Origin of the sequence: Acinetobacter sp. ANC 4178 (genome assembly GCF_004331175.1) — a bacterium.
Classification (GTDB): Bacteria; Pseudomonadota; Gammaproteobacteria; order Pseudomonadales; family Moraxellaceae; genus Acinetobacter.
Genome location: NZ_SJOD01000005.1, coordinates 295,725 through 312,770, shown reverse-complemented (window position 1 = coordinate 312,770; position 17,046 = coordinate 295,725). Strand labels below are relative to the sequence as shown.

The window sequence follows — 17,046 nt, the reverse complement described above, 5'->3', positions numbered from 1 at the left end:
TCAATAATAGGGCGAAAAATAGACAAAATTCAGCATAAAAAAGCTGAATCCTGTACTCAAATTAAATAAGGCGGTGAGGAGAAAAAATTAATTTGATTTATTTTATTGATTTATATGTGATTTTTATAATTGTATTGTTTTAAGGTTTCGATGAATTGTGCTGTGATGTTAGAAATCTCAAAATTCTTTTTATAAATAATTCCAACTGGTTTAATGAGATCCTGATCTTGCAATTCAATCAGCACATTTTTTTCAGTATCAATAAATTGTTGAAAATGGCGTGGAATTACACTGACCCCAATGCCGAGCGCAACAAAACTCGATAATGAACTAATTTGATGACACTCTACTTTTAAGTCCAATTGAATATTATTATTTTTGCAATTCTCTTCAATCAGATAGCGCACAATCGAGGGCTGTTGCAAGGTGACGAAAGGATTGGCACAGAGTTCTTTCCATGTAATGGAATCTGCATGTGCCAAAGGATGTGCTTTGGGTAATAACGCCAGAAAATCTTCATTAAATAGCGGTAAAAATTCAAGTATATCCATCTGTTGTGGCTCAAAACAGATACCCAGTTCAAAAATACCATCGAGTACATTTTCAATAATTTTTTCATTGGTAATGTCATGAATGGAAAAATTAATATTGGGATGTAAGTTTAAAAAATGTTGAATCACGTTTGGCATGATGGCATGTGTGACAAAAGGCATAGAGGCAATATTGAGTGTCCCACGTTGTAATTTAAAACGTTGTTTCACATCTTTTTCCATATCTTCCCAATTGGCCAATAGTTTTTTGGCATAAGGAATTAGGGATTTTCCCTCAAAGGTCAATTCTACTCGACGGGTGTTTCGCTTAAATAATTTTCCACCCAGTTCTTCTTCTAGGGTTTTGATGGTGAGGCTTAAAGCAGATTGGCTGAGGTGAAGTTCATTCGATGCATTAGCATAGTTCAAACTGCGAGCGAGAGCCAAGAAGGCTTTTAGTTGTTTTAAAGTCATAAGTAGGTGTGTACCGCGAGGGCTAAGCGAAATATGAGGTCTGGATTGATTTTGAGCTTTTTTCACATGAAATGCAAAAAAACAATGAAGTTACAAATGATTAGATTTATTTAAAATTTATTTTATTATAATAATTTTAAATATTATTAACCTTTAAACTTTAATTATAATAAATTGATTGATGAGTTTTTTAAAATAATTAATCATATTTTTAAATATATTGTATTTTGTTTTATTTTTATATGTAAGTAATTGATAATATTTATATTATAAAAATAATTATATTATTTATAATATTTAAATGTTGTCTTTTGGATTTTTGGTGTTATTTTTTAAATATTAAAATTGATATTAAAAGTGGTTTTGCTTGTTATTTTTATGTAGGGTTTAGGATAACTCTTAATAAAATTGAGCATATTTTTCGGTCAAAAAATAAAGGTCTATCACGTTGTCTATTGCAATGTGTGCACCCTTATATATTCTTTATCAGGGAGAAAAGAATATGTGGGATTTCTTTGTCATCCTGCTGTCTTTAGGCTTGTTAATGTACACAGCCTACAAAGGATTTTCGGTCATTCTCATGGCACCCCTCTGTGCCTTGCTTGCGGTATTTTTGATTGCACCTAATCATGTTTTACCATTTTATTCAGGCGTATTTATGCCGAAGATGGTGAACTTCATTAAAGACTATTTCTTGGTCTTCTTACTGGGTGCAATTTTTGGAAAAGTGGTAGAAATGTCGGGGATTGCCTCCTCGATTGCGAAAACCATTGTCAGTTTGATTGGGGCTAAGCGTGCAATTTTAACGGTTGTATTGTTAGGTGCTATTTTGACTTATAGCGGTGTGAGCCTATTTGTGGTGGTGTTTGCAGTTTATCCGTTTGCCAACCAACTGTTCCAAGAAGCGAACATTCCAAAACGTTTAATTCCAGGCACAATTGCACTTGGTGCGTTTACCTTTACCATGGATGCCTTGCCAGGTACGCCACAAATTCAAAACGTGATTCCTACGACCTTCTTTGGTACCAATATTTATGCAGCACCTTTTCTAGGGATTATTGGTGCAATTTTCGTACTGTGTATGGGTTTGCTTTATCTACAATGGCGTTGTCGTGCAGCGGAACAAGCGGGTGAAGGCTATGCGGGTTTCGCGAATGAACAAGTACAAACAGCGGCAGAGTCAACCGCATCAGTCAATCTTTTAGATAGCCAAAATGGGACTAAAGTGCGTCAGGCACTGGCTTTTGTACCGCTTATTTTAGTTGCGGTGATGAACAAGTTTTTATCTACTGCAATTCCAAAATGGTATCCAAACGGTTTCGATTTTAATGCGATTGGTTTAGCCAATTACACTGTGGATGTAGCAAAAACGGGTGCGATTTGGGCGGTGGGTTTGGCATTGATTGTCGGCATTATCAGTGCATTTTTATATGACTATCAACGTGTGATTGTACAGTTCAAAGAAGGTGTGAATACCAGTATTAGTGGTGCGTTACTCGCGGTGATGAATACGGCTTCGGAATATGGTTTTGGTGCCATTATCGCGGCATTACCTGGTTTTGCCTTAATTAGTCACGGTTTAAGTTCAACTTTTACCAATCCATTGGTGAATGGTGCAGTGACGACAACGGTATTGGCGGGGATTACTGGTTCGGCTTCTGGAGGTATGAGTATTGCCCTGAGTGCGATGGCGGAACAATACAATGCAGCAATTCTCGCGGCAGGTATTCCGCCTGAAGTCATGCACCGTGTAGTGTCTATGGCATCGGGAGGGATGGATACCTTACCGCATAATGGTGCTGTGATTACCTTACTTGCGGTTACAGGTTTAACCCATAAGCAAGCGTATAAAGATATTTTTGCTGTCACCATTATTAAAACCACAGCGGTATTTGTGGTGATTGCTGCATTTACAATTTTCGGTATCGTCTAAAATTACGTTGAGGACTAGGCCTGTGCAAGTCGCAGGCTAGATGTAAAAGGAGTAAGTCATGAGCTTGCAGTTAGAAAATAAAGTTGCATTTATTACAGGTTCGGCCAGCGGCATTGGCTTGGAAATTGCCAAGAAGTTTGCACAAGAAGGCGCAAAAGTCGTAATTTCTGATATGAATGCTGAAAAATGTCAGGAAACGGCTGAGGCATTAAAAGCACAAGGTTTTCAGGCACTTTCAGCACCTTGTGATGTAACTGATGAAGCCCAGTATCAGGCAGCGATTGAGTTAGCTCAAACTACTTTTGGTACCTTGGATATTTTAATTAATAATGCAGGCTTTCAACATGTTGCACCCATTGAAGAATTCCCAACGGCAGTCTATCAAAAACTGATTCAAGTCATGTTGACGGGTTCTTTTATTGGAATTAAACATGCCTTTCCAATTATGAAGGCACAGAAATCAGGTCGTATTATTAATATGGCATCGATTAATGGCTTAATTGGATTTGCGGGTAAAGCAGGCTATAACAGTGCCAAGCATGGTGTGATTGGCCTGACGAAAGTTGCTGCTTTAGAGTGCGCACGTGATGGTATTACCGTAAATGCACTTTGCCCAGGCTATGTGGATACGCCATTGGTTCGTGGGCAAATTGCGGATTTGGCTAAAACACGCAATGTGAGTTTGGACTCTGCACTTGAAGATGTGATTTTGGCGATGGTGCCACAAAAGCGTTTGCTCAGTGTCGAAGAAATTGCCAATTATGCAATTTTCTTAGCCAGTGACAAAGGCGCTGGCATTACAGGGCAGGCTGTAGTTATGGATGGTGGATACACCGCGCAATAACAATACTTATAAATAAAGATACGGCGCTATCCAGCCATAAAAGAATCACAATTCTTTAGATAGCAGCGTAACTTTTTCCTTGACCAGTCGGAAACGACTGGTTCTTTTTTAGAGGGTGAGTGTCTATTCGCTTGGCTCTTTATTTTTCGCTTTTAAAAAACAGCAACAGCATGGAAATAAAAGTCAGTATAAAAATTACCGGCCAGATAATGAGTAAATCAATACGAATATTGGCGTCTGGTGATTTGAGCTGAACTAAAAATTCCCAGAGCGCATAAAGCAGCCATGAAATTGAGGTTAGGCCTAAATATTTTGCACTATGCTGGTGGCTAAAATTACGTACGATTAAATAGCCGATAAAAAAGATACAGGCAATCCAGAAAATGGACAGAGGTTTGGCGACCAATAAATTTGTCAGAAAATTCATATCAACCTCCTGTAAAATTGTTATTTGTATAAATTACAACTCGAAGATGACGTATTGATTTGAACTCATTCAGTTCACGCTGTAAGTCGATAATCTGATGTTTTTGGGATTTTTCAAGATATCTACGACTTATCTCAGCAGATGATAAAGCTTTTGTGCACTCAAGTGCTTAGAATCTCATTATCGTCATAGGTGTATGCATGGTTTGAATCTTGTCAGTATGCCTAATCCGTTGGTTATATGAATAGTTTATGACTTTGCTGATTTTTTAATCAATTGCTTGACGTATAAATGTGGTGATGAGATGTAAACAATAGTGAATTTAAATTGGTGTAATGGGTACGAGAATCACCTCTGTCGATTGTATTGAAACTATTTATTTAATGAAGGTGATTGGGTAATCACCTTCATTTTCATATTGATAATAAATTATTTACTTTGATTTTCTGAAGCAAACTCTTTGAAATCGGCTTTACGAATTTTGGCATGAATGCCTTTGGTACGGTCAACCACTTGTGAAACTTCAAAATCTGTTGCGGCACTTAAGTAAGCATAGGCAGTCGCTTCATCAATTCCATATTCTTGATTTAAAAAACGGATCGCTTCACGGGTTGATTTTTTCATCGCTTCATCCAGATCAGCATCTAAACCAGGGGTAATCCAGAACTCTGCATTTTCAGCTAAAGGTTGTTTAATTTCTTGCCCCGGAATCTTGTCCTTACCTGCCTTTAATAAGGTAAATTTGAGGGTCGCACGTGCTGATGCTTCCAATGCCGTCAGTGCGACTTCACCATCACCTTGCGAGAAATGGCTGTCACCCGTGTAAAAAAGTGCGCCTTTGACTTGAACTGGATAATAGGCAGTTGCACCCGCACCAAGCTCATTAATATCAATATTTCCACCATACAAGGCTGGTGGTACAGAGTGAACAGGTTCCGAGGTGTTTGCAGCTACCCCCATAATGCCCATAAAAGGATAAAGCGGGAAACGAATCGCTTTACCCGATGCGGTCTTTAACACACCTTCATATTCACCTTGAGCATTCTTTTCAATCGGGGTGAAAATTGAAACATTGCCGAAGCGTTCAGGATGCTCAGCAGATGGATTATCTTGTTGAGGTGTCTTTGGGAATTCTCCGACCAAGGCTCCTTTGCCGTGTCGATTCGAAATTACACCATAGGGTACACGTGGTTCGACCTTAATCACTTCAACTTTTAAAATATCCCCGGGCTCAGCACCTGCAATGGCGACTGGTCCTGTAACAATGTGTGGACCATCTTTATGGAAGTCATGTGCTAGTTTGGATTGGGTAATTTTTTTGGCTTCATCTAGAATATATTCAGACTTAACCCCTTTAGATTGGAAATATTTGTCTGCATCTCGTCCTTGATCTTCAAGTAAACCTTCGTGGGAGACCGTATCAAAAGTCACAATACTGCCAGAGTTTACCGTTAAAACAGGTTTTGCATCTCGATTGGGTAAATAGCCCCAAGTAATGGTATTTAGTGTGGATGGTACATAGTAGTTGCCTTTATATGTACCCTCTTTAAGTAAGGTTGGTTTTTCAGATATTTGTTTAAGAATTTTGAAATCATCGGCATAGGTGAATGCTGAGCTCAATGTCGTTAATACAGCCAATGAAATAAGTTTAATTTTCAACATAAGTTTGACCTTTACTTAATTTATCTCCAATCTATGTATTTGATATATAGCAATCCTTATGCCAATTTTGATTTCTCAATCAATTCAATACTTCCAATAAATTATGTGAAAATTAAATTAGTTAATTTGACTTATGATGATGCATTTTATTGATCATTTTATACTGATAGGTAAAAAATGCTTATTTTGGGAGCAACTTCTGGTGGATGGAATTTTTTAAAAGTGAGGTTGCTTTAATTTTTTAAAATAGATGATGTGAGAAATTTAAAGATAAAATTCGTATAATTTTTCAACTGTATCTCTATTCTGTTTGCTATGATCAAAAGAAATAATTCATCAATACCAAGAGAACAAGAATGAGCTTTATTACCGCCGAACATGCCAAAATTCTTATGGCAACCGCCAAATTAGATATCAATCTCTATAAAGAGCGCTTAGCAAAATTAATTGAAGAAAGTGCTCAGCAGGGGAATACAGCAGTCTTTGCTGTTTTACCGAAGCATTTACCTTTAATTGAAATTCGGGAGCTTTCGGCTGAATTGACCCAATTGGGTTATCAAGTTCGCTTTGAAGTGAATGAATTTTTTTATAGTTTTAATGTGTACTGGATATAATGTAATCGCTTTAATTGATGCTCATGATAATAAAAAACCCTTTAAATATATGATCTAAAGGGTTTTTTAAATCAAAGCCTTAATTAAGCTTCAATTGTTTGTACGGCAATTTTCTTTGCTGGGTCAACTTTACGACGCACTGCGGGTACAGGTTCGCCATGGTATTGACGGTCTGCAAAGTAACTTGAACGAACCATCGGTGCCGACCAGATATTTCTAAAACCAAGTTTGCGACCATGTTCAGCGTAACGCTCGAATTCTTCTGGGCTGACAAAACGGTCAATCGGTGCATGTTCTTTAGAAGGCTGTAAATACTGACCAATAGTCACGTAATCAACATCATGCGCGCGTAAGTCATCTAATAAGGCAATGACTTCTTCTTCAGTTTCACCAATACCGACCATCAAACCACATTTGGTTGGAACATCAGGGCAGTACTCTTTAAACATTTTAAGGAGTGTTAAAGAGTGTTGGTAATCTGAACCTGGACGCATGGCTTTATACAAACGTGGCACAGTTTCAATATTGTGGTTAAACACGTCTGGCGGACATTCGGTCATAATGCGTAGAGCAATATCCATACGACCACGGAAGTCTGGTACCAAAATCTCGAGTAGAGTTTTTGGGCTTAAACTACGTGCTTCTTTAATACAATCGACAAAGTGCTGTGCGCCACCATCCAATAGATCGTCACGGTCTACCGAGGTAATCACGGCATATTTCAAACCTAAATTTGAAATGGTTTCCGCCATATGACGCGGCTCATCAGCGTCAAGCGCATTTGGACGACCATGTGCAACATCACAGAATGGACAACGACGGGTACAGATGTCACCCATAATCATAAAGGTTGCCGTACCACCACCAAAACATTCAGGTAAATTTGGGCAAGCAGCTTCTTCACACACGGTATGTAATTTTTGCGCACGTAAAGTTGTTTTAATGCGTTGAACTTCCTCAGGCGCTGTCATCTTGACACGAATCCAGTCTGGCTTACGAGGCACTTCAACCGTAGGAACAACTTTGACAGGAATACGTGAAACTTTTTCTGCACCACGAAGTTTGACACCCTGTTCAGGTTTACGGCTTTCAGACATATTCAACTTTTCCACTGTTTACACGGAGAGATATGACCACATTATAACGGAATTGCACATTGATAGGGCGAAAACACTATTCATTTTCTAAATGTCGTTATCATTCAATATATGACTATGAAATACAGCAAAGTCAGCTATTTTCAGTCATAATAGAGCGAAAATAGACACAGATTTATAGAAAAGGAGCGTTGAATGGCACGTAAGAAAGAGGTCGTTAGTGGAACTTTTGTGAAATACGATGCGGTCGTTCTCGGTTCAGGCCCTGCTGGTGAAGGTGCGGCAATGAAACTTGCCAAATCGGGCAAGCGTGTTGCAATTATTGATATGCGAGAGCAACTGGGGGGTAACTGTACCCACGTTGGCACAATTCCGAGTAAGGCATTGCGTCAAACTGTATCGAGCATTATTCGCTATCAACGCGACCCAATGTTCCAAAAAGTGGGGGATTGGAAACAATTCACCATGAAACAAGTGCTACGCAATGCGCATAAAGTCATTCAACAACAAGTTGAGACGCACTCGCGTTTTTACGATCGTAACAAGATTGATATTTTCCACGGTCGTGCTTATATCCAAGATCAAAACACAATTTTGGTTTTTACGCCCGAAGGGATTAAAGAAACCATCATGTTTAAGCAGTTGGTGATTGCGACAGGTAGCCGTCCATATCGTCCTGCGATGCTTGATTTTAATCATCCGCGCGTATTTGATTCAGATAAAATCTTGGATTTGGATTTCTCGATCCAGAAAATCATCATTTATGGTGCGGGTGTGATCGGCTGTGAATATGCGTCAATTTTCATTGGCTTAGATCATAAAGTTGATCTGATCAATACCCAAATGAAATTACTCAGCTATTTAGATGACGAAATTTCGGATGCACTCTCTTATCACTTGCGTGAGCAGGGTGTATTGATTCGTCATAATGAACAGATTGATCATCTTGAAACTTTCGATGATCACGTTGTGATGCATTTGCTCAGTGGTAAGAAAATTAAAGCCGATGCGATTTTATGGTGTAACGGTCGTTCTGGTAATACCGATGGTTTAGGTCTTGAGAATGTGGGTATTACACCAAACAGCCGCGGTCAAATTACCGTGAATGATCAATACCAAACTGAAGTTGACAATATTTACGCTGCGGGTGATGTGATTGGTTGGCCATCACTGGCTTCTGCTGCCTATGACCAAGGTCGTTGTGCAGGGGCAAATATGAGTGGTGAAGAAGGTGTTGAACCCGTAGTTGATATTCCTACAGGGATCTACACCATTCCAGAAATTTCTTCGATTGGTAAGAACGAACAGCAATTAACGGAAGAAAAAATTCCGTATGAAGTGGGTCAGGCCTCTTTCCGTCATTTAGCTCGTGCGCAAATTACAGGGGATACCGTCGGTGAATTAAAGATTCTGTTCCATCGTGATACCTTGGAAATTTTAGGTGTGCATTGCTTTGGTAATAACGCTGCGGAAATTATTCACATTGGTCAAGCAGTGATGAACAGTCCAAATAATACCATCAAGTATTTTGTGGAAACGACATTTAACTACCCAACAATGGCGGAAGCATACCGTGTAGCGACTTTGAATGGTATGAACCGTTTGTTCTAAACATTCAGTGAAGTGAATAAAAAGCCCATTTTAATTAATGGGCTTTTTTATGCGTTGAGGAATGATGAATATCGTTTAGAAAGGTCGAGCACCTGCCAAGCTAATACGTTTTAATAAGCGACGTTGTTCAGCGGGAAAGGGTGTTCTGGAATGTAATGTGGCTTGATTGTCCCAAAACACAATATCTCCCGTTTCCCAATGATGTTCGTAGCGAAACTCTGGTTTTAGGAGATGTGCTCGAAGCTCTGCGATGAGTTCACTGCCTTTAACATCATCCACATTAACCAATTCAACTTCCGAACGCGTATTCAGCCACAATGCTTTACGTCCAGTTTCAGGGTGAGTACGTACAAGTGGATGGGGATAGGCATGTCCTAAAATTGGCTGATCTTTAAAGCGATAGTAAGGTGAATCTGCATAACCGTTCGTTCCTGTATTGCTTTGTGCACGGACAAAGGGGTTATAGGTAATGAGCTGTAACGAATCGATTTTCTTTTTAATCTCATTTGGGAGGGCGTCATAGGCTTTAATGGTATTGAACCAAGCGGTTTGTCCACCGTTTTGTGGAAGTTCAATCGCATAAAGCAGTGAGCCGAAAGAGGGAAGAGGTGTCCATTGGTGATCGGCATGTGGACTGAGCTCGCCGTGACCTGTGTAGTCTCCTTGACCTACTGCATTTGACACAGGGACAACATCAGGTGGAACACCAGTATCGGATTGGCTAGCAAGTACGGGATTATCTGCGCTTGGGCGGAAAATTGAACCAAAGTAGCTGGCAAAGGCTAAATATTGTAAATCATCTAAACTTTGCTGTTTAAAGATCAAAATTAAATGTTTTGCCAGAGCTTGTTTAAGACGAAAAATGGTCTCACCTGACTGGGCTTTACGTGCATCTAAGCCTGTCACAACTGCACCTAAAGCTTGGTCTTTCAATGGGGTAATTTGAATTTCATTTGGATGTTGAAATGCTTCAGCTAAATGCCATTGCGGTGCATCATGAATGGCTTGAGAAAGTTGTGTAAGACTGGTCATTGTTATTACTCTAAATTTCTTGTTGTTTTAAACTAAGAAAAACTCAGCATTTTTTGAAATAAGAATAAATGCTGAGTTTATGAAAACTAGAGCCAGTCTTGAAGAGATTAATGTGGGCAGAAGGCTTGATTGAAATATTCAAATAGCTGAGGAGTTTGCATCCATAAAATAATTGCGAGCGCCAATAAACTGATGATGAGCATCACAACAGAAGTTTTAATCCAAAATACAGATGAATTATTCATGGACCACCGCCTTTTCATCGACAAAGAAATGAACCAGGACACCTAAAACACTGAGTGCAATTGAAATCATCCAAACAGCTTGATAATTGCCAGTCATGTCATGATTAACGCCTCCGAGCCATCCACCAAAAAATGAACCGACTTGATGGGTAAAAAATACAAGACCGCTCAGCATGGATAAATAGCGAATACCGAACATATTGGCCACAATCCCGTTAGTTAATGGTACGGTAGATAACCATAATAAACCCATAATGACGCCAAAACTATAGACCGTCCAAGTGCTGAGCGGTAAGGCTAAAAAGGCAATCATGGCGATGCCACGTAACGCATATAAGCCCATAAGTAGTTTGGGTTTAGAAAATTTACCTCCTAACCAGCCCGCGCCGTAAGTGCCAAAGATATTGAATAATCCCACTAAAGCGAGAAACACGGTGCCTGTGGTCGCATCAAAACCATGATCAATCAGATAGCCAGGCAGGTGAATACCAATAAACACCACTTGGAAGCCACACACCATAAAACCTAAAGATAAAAACCAGAAAGGTTTATGTGCTTTTGCAATGTTTAAGATTTGTTTGAAGCTGAGTGCGGGTGCAGTACTTGTAGTTTGGCTATTTGGTGCCACATACATGGGCGCTTTTAGCATCCAAGCAAGCGGAACTATAAAAGCAATTAAAATAGCACTGACAATTAAAGCGGCTGACCAACCAATATTTTGCAAAAGCAATAAGGTGGATGGCAGCATAATAAATTGCCCAAACGAGCCTGCGGCACTGGCAATGCCCATAGCCAAACTACGTTTTTCAGGGGGAGCTGCGCGACCTACCGCTGATAATAAAACAGGGAATGAGGTAGCTGATAAAGCTAAACCTAAAATCAGACCGACACTGACATTCAGCATAAAACCTGTAGAGCTGACGGACATGAGTAATAAGCCAATCGCGTAGAGGATTCCCCCTACCGTGACGACAATTTTACTGCCATATTTATCAGCAAAAGCTCCCGTAATTGGTTGTACAGCACCCCAAATCAGGTTTTGTAATGCGATTGCTAAACTAAAAACGTTATGCCCCCAACCAAATTCATGGCTCATAGGAACCAAATAGAGTCCAAATGCATGTCGAACACCTAGCGAAAGCGCCAAAATGATGGCGCTACCAATCAGCATATAAATAAGGGGTTTTGAAAATTGACTTTGGGTCATTGCCGCATTCGTCTTTGAAATATAAGTTTGGCAGTATTGTACGCAATATATCGATTAATTTCGATATTTGATTAAAACATTTGAAAAGTGACGTAATGATTGAGGGATTAGTGCAGCATTATGAATATGTGAAAACTATTGAAACAGTGATTGTTTGTATATTTAGGACACTGAGGAGTAACATAATCTTTAAGTATATGGATGGTACGAATGCGTCATTTATTTTGCAGAATTTATACTTATAAAAATTAATTTTATATTTAATACTGAGTCATGGGGGATTAGGTTGCGAGCCAATTTCATTTTTTATTTAAGATACAGTAGATTATTTTGATCAAGTACAGATGATTGATAGATCATCATCTGTACTCAGGGACTAAAGTGTTACGCTAAACTCTTTCGTTCTAAGATAGCTTGATCAAAAAGTTGTTTTTCTTTGATTTGATGTTCTACAGAGAAGCGAATGAAAATCACACTGAAAGCTGCAACCGTTACGAGTCCACCTAAAATCATAAGACAAGTTTGAACATCAAGCAGACCTTTAAGCAGGAAACCTGCTGCGACTGCACCCACATTACCCCCAGCACCGATGATGCCTGCAACACCTCCTAGAGCATCACGGTCAATAAAAGGCACCAGTGCATAAGTGGCACCACACGCCATGTGGGTAAAGAGTGCAAAAACGGTCATGCTGATGATTGCAAGGCTAACCACATTCATTTGCGAAAATAGTATAAGGAATAAACCTTCGCATAAAATCAGGATGAATAAGATTTTGGTACGTCCATCTAAGCCTTTCGTAACAGCTACTTTATCCGAAATAATACCACCCAAAGCACGAGCAAAAAGTGCCAATAGCCCAAAAATACCCGCAGTTAAACCTGCCTCTTTAAGCCCCATATTGAAGTGATCTACATAATACATTGCAGCAACATTATGAATGAAAATTTCAATACCAAAACATGCAGCATAAGACACGAACAGAATCCAAACGCGATAATTGCGTGCAGCTTGCAGCAAAATTGCTGTACCACCTTTTTTACCGCTACCGACTTCAATACCTTGCGCACGGAGTTCTTTAAAATTCCCTTGAGGGCAATCCTGAGTGAGCTTCCAATATAAGATGCCCACAATCACCATCATGATGCCCGGTACAAGCAGAGCAATGCGCCATCCCATACTTTGCTCTACGCCAAACATTACAATTGCACCAAGAAGAAGCGGCATGAGGGCTTGTGTTGCACCACCGCCTGCATTACCCCAGCCAGCCGCCGCTGCATTCGCTGTACCCACGACATTCGGTGCAAACATAATACTGGTATGGTATTGGGTAATCACAAAACTCGCACCAATGGCACCAATCAGTAGACGAAAAAATAAAAAGGATTCGTAGGTATTGGCAGATGCAACGCCAAATACAGGAATACTGCCGAGTAATAGAAGGGCAGTATAGGTTTTTCGAGGGCCATATTTATCACACAACGGGCCGACAATCAGACGGATTAAAATAGTAATCGCAACGGCTGCAATATTAATGTTGGCAATTTGATCTTTGGTTAAATTAAATTCGCCTTTAATTACAGGCATGAGTGGTGCACAGGCAAACCATGCGAAGAAGCAGACAAAAAATGCGAGCCAAGTCATATGGAACGCACGCATGGCGGGTGTAGAAAAATTAAAAAGTTTAATTTGTGTCGCTTTTTTTTCATCGCTATTTATTGCTGAAGACATAACCATCCCCTGAACTGAGCGTAATTTTGTTTACAAGCTTTTTAAGTTGCTTGTAATCCGATCAGAACGGACATCGTTGGCCGTCTACATACTGTGTGAATCGACGTTGATTCATCTTATAAATTATAAAGTGCAAGCAATATGCCAAAAGTGCGGATTTTGCATTGATTCAACAGATACAGTGATTAAACACTTGAGTCTATTGGTTAATATGAGTTCAGAGATCATGAAATTCAGAGAAAATGACGCTGGATAAAAAGGATAAAATCTGATCAAAAATAATTCATTCTTTAAAGTATTCAATAAAAGTGCATCAGAACAATGCACTTTAGGTGATGAGTTGGATGGATAAAATTCAGCAGATATTCCACTGTATTCATACTATTTGAATGAATACCATGAAGATAACTCAGAATGCGTTTTCGCATTTTAAAAGCGATAACCAATCCCTGCATAAGCGAGAATTGGATTGATTTCAATATCGGCTTTGGAGCGGATAAGTTCACCGAGTTTGGCATCGGTCACGGTAATGGTGGTGTCATTACTGAGTTGAGCATAACTGACCGAACCGACAGCAAACCAATTGCTATTAAAATCGTAGGTAAATCCAACTGTGGCAATCGGTGCAAAGGCATCAGATGCTTCAAGATCCACTTGAGGATTGGCTGAACTGGTTTTACCTTCTAAAGATCCGCCAGCATGACCTTCTTTAATATTGGCAATCATATGACCAGCGGCAATTAAATCTTGTTCAATGCGTGGGTTCATTTCTAATTCATTAAAATAAGCATACATGACGCCTAAACCAACATAGGGACGAAATTTATTCACCCCAGTTTTGCCAAAGTGATATTGCAATTCAAATGCAGGTGTCCATGCTCGAGCTGAAGCAGCGGCACCATGCGCAGCCAAATCGGTGATGAAAATATCATTTTCAAGTTCAAGCTTTCCTAAAGCACCACCTAAAGGACTTGCAATCGCTGAAAAGGGGGCATAGATTTTTCCTTGACCTTGTAAATCGACTTTAGGAGGAATCCCAGCTTTAACCTCAAGGGACACATGGTCGGTAAAGAAATAATTGCTCATGATGCCTAAAGTTGTCACATCATCCGCCTGAAGCCCCGTACCTGCATTATCCCATTGGCTTAAACCCTGTATTTCGGCAGTACCACTGAGACTCGAAGGGACGGGTGCATCAATGGCAGCCAATCCTTTAAGAGTTGCATTCAACAGTGGATTAACGTCACTGCCTGATTGAATATTGTCTAAAACGGTTTGCGCTTGAATACTGCCCACATTCGCGGTTTCACCTTCCTTGACTGCCGTGTTGACTCGAAATGGTTGGGCTTGGCCTTGTGGCATAACATGTAATGCACCGACAGAAATAGAGAAGCGTTTAAAGCCATCACCATCTTGTAGGCTAAAATAGGGTGATTTAGCATGGCTAAATGTCGGGATAAGGGTAATCGCAATTGAAAATGCTAATCCTGTTTTTTGCATAGGGGGGACTCCATGTCCATTTTCATCATTTTTATTCAGGGGCATTATTCAATACAGCGGAGAAAGAAAACTGTTGTTTTTGAAAGGGAATCCTTTTGAAAGATTGTGAAAAATACCGTAATTTTTTTGTGATTCTGTTAATTTTAAATGTATCGTGTAAGGGGAGAAAAGCACGGTTGATTCAAGTTTTTAAGAAAAAGAGTACGATTAAATGTCAATAAATCAATAAGAAAATAGAATCAAAGAATAACTTTGAATATAAAAAAAGATCACCCGAAGGTGACCTTTTTGACAACGGACTTAGCTTTTAAGCCAATGACACAGCTTCAGTTTGAAAACGTGATAAATCTTCTTCAGGGCGTGCAGTTAAAATTTCCACACCATCCTTAGTCACTAAAATGGTGTGTTCGTATTGCGCAGAAAGCTTATGATCTTTGGTCACAACTGTCCATTTGTCACCCAGTAATTTGGTTTGCCATACACCTGCATTGACCATTGGTTCAATGGTAAAGGTCATGCCTTCTTCTAGAATCATGCCACTGTTACCTTGGCCATAATGCAATACTTGAGGTTCGTCATGGAATACGGTACCGATACCGTGACCACAGTATTCACGAACGACGCTAAAGCGCTCAGACTCAACATATTTTTGAATTGCGAGACCAATATCACCAATGGTCGAACCCGGTTTTACAGTTGCAATACCGCGGTACATGGCTTCTTGTGCTACTTTACATAAGCGGTCAGCAAGAATAGAGGTTTCTTCTCCAACCACGTACATCATATTGGTATCGCCGTGATAACCATCTTTAATCACAGTGACGTCAATATTTAAAATATCGCCTTTCTTTAAGATTTTGCTTTCAGATGGAATCCCGTGACATACCACGTGGTTCACAGAAGTACAAATGGTGTGCTGAAAAGCTGGACGACCTGGTGCCGCACCATAACCTAAACATGCAGGGATCGCATTTTGCACGTTCACAATATAATCGTGACAAATCGTGTCTAATTCGAGGGTCGTTACCCCGGGTTTGATATGCGGTTTGATCATATCCAACACTTCCGCCGCCAGTCGTCCTGCCACACGCATTTTTTCAATTTCATCGGCAGTTTTAATTAATCGACGAGGAGCTTGATAGGTTGTATTCATGATCTCTAAAAACTTTTGGAAATTTATATGTGACTATGGTATAAATAGCCGCCCATTTTATCAAATGCTTTTTCGTGAATAAATTTCACGGGCTTTGTGCGATGGGGCAATAAAATCCGCACATATATCGACACATTACTCTGGGTGCCCTTAAAGGGTGGAGAATGCGGATATATGGAGGCCTAACCCAAACTTTAAGGTAAAGAAAATGGCAGATTACAACGTAAGCATGCGCGACCTTCTTCAAGCAGGTGCGCACTTTGGTCACCAAACTCGTTTCTGGAACCCAAAAATGCGTCAATACATTTTTGGCGCGCGTAACAAAATTCACATCATCAACCTTGAGCACACTGTTCCTGCGTTAAATGATGCTTTGAACTTTGTTAACAATCTTGCAAGCAAAAAGAACAAAGTATTGTTCGTTGGTACTAAACGTGCTGCTTCTAACATCATCCGTGAACAAGCTCAACGCGCTGGTCAACCATATGTAGATCACCGTTGGTTAGGTGGTATGTTGACGAACTGGAAAACACTTCGCCAATCTATCAACCGTTTAAAAGACCTTCAAACTCAATCTCAAGACGGTACTTTTGCTAAGCTTACTAAACGTGAAGCTTTAGAACGTACTCGTGAGATGGACAAACTTGAACGTGCTTTAGGCGGCGTTAAAAACATGGGTGGTTTACCTGACGCATTATTCGTAATCGACGTTGACCACGAATCAATCGCGATTAAAGAAGCTAAGAACCTTGGTATTCCTGTAATCGGTATCGTTGATACAAACTCTAACCCAGACAACGTTGATTTCGTTATCCCGGGTAATGACGATGCGATCCGTGCAGTAACACTTTACGCTTCTGCTATGGCTGATGCGATCCTTGCTGGTAAAGAGTACGCTCAAACTCAAGCAAATGCACAAGCGAAAGGCGAAGAAGCTCCTGAGGCTTAATGCGTTTTGACGCAAGCTTGTCATTTTTGCGACATGT

The 17,046-nt window shown here is 39.9% G+C and carries 15 protein-coding genes; 5 read left to right on the top strand and 10 right to left on the bottom strand.

What is annotated here, in order from left to right:
- Positions 1 to 110 precede the first annotated feature (110 nt).
- On the bottom strand, positions 111 to 1,004 hold the full coding sequence (locus E0H87_RS12450; protein ID WP_131323895.1) for a LysR family transcriptional regulator: 894 nt from the start codon (positions 1,002 to 1,004) through the stop codon (positions 111 to 113).
- Positions 1,005 to 1,506: 502 nt separating this feature from the next.
- On the opposite strand from E0H87_RS12450, the gene E0H87_RS12445 reads away from it, so the two are divergent.
- Together E0H87_RS12445 and E0H87_RS12440 are read left to right on the top strand one after the other, a co-directional pair.
- Positions 1,507 to 2,937 carry a GntP family permease gene (locus tag E0H87_RS12445; protein WP_131323894.1) on the top strand — a complete coding sequence of 477 codons (1,431 nt, stop codon included), beginning with the start codon at positions 1,507 to 1,509 and terminating at the stop codon, positions 2,935 to 2,937.
- Between the two features lie 58 nt (positions 2,938 to 2,995).
- The gene (locus E0H87_RS12440) at positions 2,996 to 3,781 is read left to right on the top strand and encodes a 3-hydroxybutyrate dehydrogenase (protein ID WP_131323893.1); all 786 of its coding nucleotides are present in this window, start codon (positions 2,996 to 2,998) and stop codon (positions 3,779 to 3,781) included.
- A gap of 139 nt (positions 3,782 to 3,920) precedes the next feature.
- On the opposite strand, the gene E0H87_RS12435 is transcribed toward E0H87_RS12440, so the two are convergent.
- Both E0H87_RS12435 and E0H87_RS12430 read right to left on the bottom strand, forming a co-directional pair.
- Positions 3,921 to 4,208 (bottom strand): hypothetical protein, encoded by a 288-nt coding sequence (locus E0H87_RS12435; RefSeq protein ID WP_131323892.1) that lies wholly within the window; start codon positions 4,206 to 4,208, stop codon positions 3,921 to 3,923.
- A gap of 429 nt (positions 4,209 to 4,637) precedes the next feature.
- Positions 4,638 to 5,870: an acetamidase/formamidase family protein gene (locus E0H87_RS12430; RefSeq protein WP_131323891.1), complete on the bottom strand. Its 1,233-nt coding sequence runs from the start codon at positions 5,868 to 5,870 to the stop codon at positions 4,638 to 4,640.
- Between the two features lie 356 nt (positions 5,871 to 6,226).
- Here E0H87_RS12430 and E0H87_RS12425 point away from each other — a divergent pair, with 356 nt between their 5' ends.
- On the top strand, positions 6,227 to 6,484 hold the full coding sequence (locus E0H87_RS12425; protein ID WP_131323890.1) for a hypothetical protein: 258 nt from the start codon (positions 6,227 to 6,229) through the stop codon (positions 6,482 to 6,484).
- 83 nt (positions 6,485 to 6,567) lie between these two features.
- Here the strand turns inward: E0H87_RS12425 and lipA are convergent, their stop codons facing one another.
- A complete protein-coding gene (gene lipA / locus E0H87_RS12420; RefSeq protein WP_131323889.1) occupies positions 6,568 to 7,581 on the bottom strand; it encodes a lipoyl synthase in 1,014 nt (337 codons plus the stop codon).
- Between the two features lie 195 nt (positions 7,582 to 7,776).
- Here lipA and sthA point away from each other — a divergent pair, with 195 nt between their 5' ends.
- Positions 7,777 to 9,192 carry a Si-specific NAD(P)(+) transhydrogenase gene (gene sthA, locus E0H87_RS12415; protein ID WP_131323888.1) on the top strand — a complete coding sequence of 472 codons (1,416 nt, stop codon included), beginning with the start codon at positions 7,777 to 7,779 and terminating at the stop codon, positions 9,190 to 9,192.
- Between the two features lie 75 nt (positions 9,193 to 9,267).
- On the opposite strand, the gene E0H87_RS12410 is transcribed toward sthA, so the two are convergent.
- The 6 genes from E0H87_RS12410 to map form a co-directional block, all read right to left on the bottom strand.
- Entirely contained in the window at positions 9,268 to 10,224 is a 957-nt protein-coding gene (locus E0H87_RS12410; protein WP_131323887.1) for a TauD/TfdA dioxygenase family protein, read from the bottom strand.
- Positions 10,225 to 10,331: 107 nt separating this feature from the next.
- Positions 10,332 to 10,469, bottom strand: a complete 138-nt coding sequence (locus tag E0H87_RS16075; protein WP_165493964.1) for a hypothetical protein — start codon at positions 10,467 to 10,469, stop codon at positions 10,332 to 10,334.
- Positions 10,462 to 11,676, bottom strand: a complete 1,215-nt coding sequence (locus E0H87_RS12405) for an MFS transporter (RefSeq protein WP_131323886.1) — start codon at positions 11,674 to 11,676, stop codon at positions 10,462 to 10,464. Before E0H87_RS12405 ends, E0H87_RS16075 begins: the two co-directional genes overlap by 8 nt.
- A gap of 384 nt (positions 11,677 to 12,060) precedes the next feature.
- A complete protein-coding gene (locus E0H87_RS12400; RefSeq protein WP_131323885.1) occupies positions 12,061 to 13,407 on the bottom strand; it encodes an MFS transporter in 1,347 nt (448 codons plus the stop codon).
- A gap of 429 nt (positions 13,408 to 13,836) precedes the next feature.
- Positions 13,837 to 14,907, bottom strand: coding sequence for an OmpW/AlkL family protein (locus tag E0H87_RS12395; protein ID WP_131323884.1), 1,071 nt, complete (start codon positions 14,905 to 14,907; stop codon positions 13,837 to 13,839).
- 307 nt (positions 14,908 to 15,214) lie between these two features.
- Positions 15,215 to 16,060, bottom strand: coding sequence for a type I methionyl aminopeptidase (gene map, locus E0H87_RS12390; protein ID WP_016167394.1), 846 nt, complete (start codon positions 16,058 to 16,060; stop codon positions 15,215 to 15,217).
- A 208-nt stretch (positions 16,061 to 16,268) separates the two neighbouring features.
- Between map and rpsB the strand changes: the two genes are divergently transcribed.
- Entirely contained in the window at positions 16,269 to 17,009 is a 741-nt protein-coding gene (gene rpsB / locus E0H87_RS12385) for a 30S ribosomal protein S2 (protein WP_131323883.1), read from the top strand.
- The last annotated feature ends 37 nt before the right edge of the window (positions 17,010 to 17,046 follow it).

Excerpts from the sequence above, each read along its gene's own strand:
- E0H87_RS12450 (WP_131323895.1), bottom strand. The coding sequence starts at position 1,004 with ATGACTTTAAAACAACTAAAAGCCTTCTTGGCTCTCGCTCGCAGTTTG.
- E0H87_RS12445 (WP_131323894.1), top strand. The coding sequence starts at position 1,507 with ATGTGGGATTTCTTTGTCATCCTGCTGTCTTTAGGCTTGTTAATGTAC.
- E0H87_RS12440 (WP_131323893.1), top strand. The coding sequence starts at position 2,996 with ATGAGCTTGCAGTTAGAAAATAAAGTTGCATTTATTACAGGTTCGGCC.
- E0H87_RS12435 (WP_131323892.1), bottom strand. The coding sequence starts at position 4,208 with ATGAATTTTCTGACAAATTTATTGGTCGCCAAACCTCTGTCCATTTTC.
- E0H87_RS12430 (WP_131323891.1), bottom strand. The coding sequence starts at position 5,870 with ATGTTGAAAATTAAACTTATTTCATTGGCTGTATTAACGACATTGAGC.
- E0H87_RS12425 (WP_131323890.1), top strand. The coding sequence starts at position 6,227 with ATGAGCTTTATTACCGCCGAACATGCCAAAATTCTTATGGCAACCGCC.
- lipA (WP_131323889.1), bottom strand. The coding sequence starts at position 7,581 with ATGTCTGAAAGCCGTAAACCTGAACAGGGTGTCAAACTTCGTGGTGCA.
- sthA (WP_131323888.1), top strand. The coding sequence starts at position 7,777 with ATGGCACGTAAGAAAGAGGTCGTTAGTGGAACTTTTGTGAAATACGAT.
- E0H87_RS12410 (WP_131323887.1), bottom strand. The coding sequence starts at position 10,224 with ATGACCAGTCTTACACAACTTTCTCAAGCCATTCATGATGCACCGCAA.
- E0H87_RS16075 (WP_165493964.1), bottom strand. The coding sequence starts at position 10,469 with ATGAATAATTCATCTGTATTTTGGATTAAAACTTCTGTTGTGATGCTC.
- E0H87_RS12405 (WP_131323886.1), bottom strand. The coding sequence starts at position 11,676 with ATGACCCAAAGTCAATTTTCAAAACCCCTTATTTATATGCTGATTGGT.
- E0H87_RS12400 (WP_131323885.1), bottom strand. The coding sequence starts at position 13,407 with ATGTCTTCAGCAATAAATAGCGATGAAAAAAAAGCGACACAAATTAAA.
- E0H87_RS12395 (WP_131323884.1), bottom strand. The coding sequence starts at position 14,907 with ATGCAAAAAACAGGATTAGCATTTTCAATTGCGATTACCCTTATCCCG.
- map (WP_016167394.1), bottom strand. The coding sequence starts at position 16,060 with ATGAATACAACCTATCAAGCTCCTCGTCGATTAATTAAAACTGCCGAT.
- rpsB (WP_131323883.1), top strand. The coding sequence starts at position 16,269 with ATGGCAGATTACAACGTAAGCATGCGCGACCTTCTTCAAGCAGGTGCG.